Genomic DNA, 2,201 nt, shown 5'->3' with positions numbered 1-2,201 from the left:
CGTTCATGAAACTCACAATGACCATACAAGGTATGACATTAAAGTTTATTTATGTGTTGTGTCAGATACCCCTGGGATTCCTCATAAATCAGTGGACATAACTCTCATCATCCAAAAAGGCTATATTGTAAACTAAGAGAAAAAGTTTACGTAAATAGGGTCATCAAATTTAATGTAACTGGGGATAAGATTTGTTTCCAAAATATGCGGCTTTAGTTAAGAATCTACGTGGAGTGGTGCTACTAGATCCAGAGGAGGAGGGAGCATTAGAATCGGTTAAATGGCTTTCAAAGAGGTTTAAGTATAGGAATCTTGGGTTAACGCCATCAATATGTGAGAAGTATAGCGATAAACTAAGAGAGTTTATGGGTAAACCATTTAGGGAGCTTACATATCCAATTGAGGCTATAAAAATCTTGGTGGAAAGGCTTGTAATAAAGGGTTTATGCAGGGAGATTGCTGAGCTGCTGACATTTTCATCCACATACATATCCCCAGCAATAGTAATCGGTGAAAAGTATAGGTCTGAAGTGGAAGGTAGTGCTGTGGAAACCGTTAAGATTTCAAGAGAGCTAAGCTTAGCAGAGTGGAAGCTACACTTGAGGATAGCAGACTACTCCGTACTAGACTTCCATGAGAAATGCGTTGAAGAAGCATTACAAGCCATTGAAAAACCACATACCACTGAAATCATCCTTAATGGTAGGAGGGGGAGAATCTTAAGGGATAAGAAGAGGTTTTGGAGGATTTCATCAGATCAAGGTAAACCATTAATATACTACATAGATAACCTAGCAATAGCACATAATCTCAAAATAACTGAGAGGGGAAACCCTGATTGGGCAGCAGCCCTAAGCATAATAGTGGCTATAAGCATACCAGCGAAGATGAGTTAACATCATAACTACAAATCCCATTCATAGTGAATGAATTTAAAGTCAAGTTTAAGTCTTAAGTTTTACTTTCCGTTTTCTTCTCTTCTCCCTTCATGATCTCATATAAAATCCCTTCTTCAGATAGTATTAGAACGGCTCCGCACTTTAAACATCTATAGTACTTGTTTGATCCCCTCTCCCCCCTTTGCTCACCTAGAAATTCAACTTCACCATGAGGACATTTCGCCACCATTACCTCCTCCACTTCATACTACTCCAATGGAAAATTTTAGCCTTTCTCATTCTTGAATACGAGTTTTAGATGCTAAAGAATTATCTAGAATACTGCAAAACATATGATAGTAACGGTTATTTCATTTTAGCTTACAAATTTAATCATCACAATACAGTTGAATATTCGTTTGAAATTGGATGCTCATCCGAGGATTGCTAATTTAACCACCCACACTCATTTGAGAATAGAATTTCTTAACTAGATTTATGAAGTAATCCCAATTCCAGAATTTTCCGGGATCGCTGTGATGATTTATTCCACCTCCAAGTTTTGGATTCTTAGGGTCTGGGACTTGATTATGCCCAATTATCCCGCTACCATTGGTGGGATCTTCAGGTGCAATTCCCTCCCAATGTATTATTGTAATGTTATACTTTCTGCATAGGTATGCAACTAGCTTTGCGGATGCAATGTACTCTTCATCTGTGAACATGTTTTTATCCGCGAATCCAGCATGTTCAATGCCTATGGAGTAGACATTATACTTCCAGTTTCCAGCATGCCAAGCAATATCCTTCTCCCTAACCATTTGATATATCTTCCCATTATAATCGATTACGTAATGTGCACTCACCTTAGCCTTCTCATTCTGAAACCAATTTAAAGCGTCATCAGCAGACCCCTCAATGCTATGGATCACAATCCACCTCACATCACGAGCACAATCACTTTGAGAGAAATTATTATTGTTTGCAGGAATCCATATTGCATCACCATAATCTGTAAGGACTTCACCTACCCTATGATATGGAAAGTTTAGAGTTGAAATCATAAATACCACCACAATACAAATTAATGTACCGAAAAACACTTTAAACATTCCCCTCATATGGATATCAATAAACAATAAGTTTCTGTGGAAAGTTAAAAATTTTAGGAATTCAATTGATAGAAGGTTGATTGTCTGGGAAACCTTAAATAAATTATTCATCAATATTTTTTGGAAGATGATCTATGATTTTAAAGATTCATTATTGGATGATAATACCACTTACAATAATGATATTGTGCTCCACACAGAATGTTTATGC

3 protein-coding genes are annotated in these 2,201 nt (G+C 36.9%); 1 reads left to right on the top strand and 2 read right to left on the bottom strand.

Features of this window, described 5'->3' with window-relative positions; genetic code table 11:
- The first annotated feature begins 191 nt into the window (after nucleotides 1-191).
- On the top strand, nucleotides 192-896 hold the full coding sequence (locus MRT15_RS11220; RefSeq protein WP_304330296.1) for a hypothetical protein: 705 nt from the start codon (nucleotides 192-194) through the stop codon (nucleotides 894-896).
- A 55-nt stretch (nucleotides 897-951) separates the two neighbouring features.
- Here the strand turns inward: MRT15_RS11220 and MRT15_RS11215 are convergent, their stop codons facing one another.
- Together MRT15_RS11215 and MRT15_RS11210 are read right to left on the bottom strand one after the other, a co-directional pair.
- A complete protein-coding gene (locus tag MRT15_RS11215; protein WP_304330295.1) occupies nucleotides 952-1,140 on the bottom strand; it encodes a hypothetical protein in 189 nt (62 codons plus the stop codon).
- Nucleotides 1,141-1,330: 190 nt separating this feature from the next.
- Nucleotides 1,331-1,942 (bottom strand): N-acetylmuramoyl-L-alanine amidase, encoded by a 612-nt coding sequence (locus MRT15_RS11210; RefSeq protein ID WP_304330294.1) that lies wholly within the window; start codon nucleotides 1,940-1,942, stop codon nucleotides 1,331-1,333.
- Nucleotides 1,943-2,201 lie beyond the last annotated feature (259 nt).

Origin of the sequence: Candidatus Culexarchaeum yellowstonense, assembly GCF_024707025.1 — an archaeon.
In the GTDB taxonomy this organism is placed as follows: Archaea; Thermoproteota; Methanomethylicia; order Culexarchaeales; family Culexarchaeaceae; genus Culexarchaeum.
The sequence above is the reverse complement of the archived record's forward strand: the minus strand, read 5'-3'. Positions and strand labels throughout refer to the sequence as shown.

Coding starts and splice junctions, on each gene's coding strand:
- MRT15_RS11210 (WP_304330294.1), bottom strand. CDS start 1,942: ATGATTTCAACTCTAAACTTTCCATATCATAGGGTAGGTGAAGTCCTT.